Source organism: Vibrio sp. Vb0937 (assembly GCF_033338855.1).
This window is the reverse complement of sequence record NZ_JAWOTK010000381.1, coordinates 1-1,108: the sequence shown is the minus strand read 5'-3', so window position 1 is coordinate 1,108 and position 1,108 is coordinate 1. Positions and strand designations below refer to the sequence as shown.

The following is a 1,108-nucleotide window of genomic DNA, read 5'->3' as shown; positions in this document are numbered from 1 at the left end:
ATGTGCTGCTTTCGTTTCTCAGAAACACCAACTGAAATCGTGACGGTTTTCAGCTCCTCGCACAATTTATCGGTAACATCCAATCGACTCAGTTCTTGAACGGCTCGCGAAAGCTCTATTTGTGTTGGGTATCCGAGCAAAATAAATTCGTCACCTCCAATACGATAGCTTCGCCCAGACCACACTCGATGTATCTTCAGCGAAAGCAATTGCAGCACTTCATCACCCGCTAAATGACCGTAGGTATCGTTGATTTGTTTGAAGTGATTAATATCTAAATAAAGAATCGCCAAATCCTTATTCACCCCTTGGCGATACTTAACTTGCAAAGAGCGACGATTCCTCAACCCAGTTAAATTATCGGTGTTGGATTGACGATACAGATAGAGAGAAACACAAATTGCCAATACAAGTACGAATAGAAATACCGCTTGGGTTTGTGTTGCCAATCGCACCTCATACTCTAACGCCGTGCGCCAATCTGGACGCAAATCGTATTGAGCCACAATTTTGTCAACGCCCAACATCGCGATCGCGCGGCTAAAATATGGCGCTAACATTGCACCGCGTTCATTCGCGACGAGGCCGATAGACAACTGCGAACTGTAAAACTCCCCTATCGCGGTATCTTGTTCGATGGGCACAAGCTCGCTCAAACGAAGGAAATGGTTGAGCATTGCCGTATCCATCGGGATGTAATCCACCTCCCCTTTAAGCAATGCTTCAATAAGATCGTGCTGCGTGTTAAAACGCTCAAGCTCTTTCAACGGTAAAAGCTGAGTCATCATTTGATCGAAGAAATCGTCTTTGACTACACCGATCCTTTCTGAGATCAATTGTGACACATGGGAATAGGTGTTTGGCTTGTAACCCAATCGCTTGACCATTACTGAAGCTGGTGAATAGTGCGGTCTTGGGAAATAGCTGAATTCATGCCGTTCTCTGCTCACCGTCAATGGTGCCAATATATCAAATTCACCTTTCATAAACTGGCGATACATCGACTCCCAACTTTCGTTAGGCTCACTGATGATCACACAGTTTAAATCCAGAATTTCACAGCTTTGTAGAACGATATCGGCTGTCATCCCTTGTACGGTGCCATCAG

At 44.9% G+C, this 1,108-nt stretch carries 1 protein-coding gene; it reads right to left on the bottom strand.

Annotated elements, in window-relative coordinates:
- Window positions 1–1,108, bottom strand: a 1,108-nt coding sequence (locus R7P67_RS25875; RefSeq protein ID WP_318086461.1) for a GGDEF domain-containing protein, incomplete at both ends; no start/stop codon positions are given.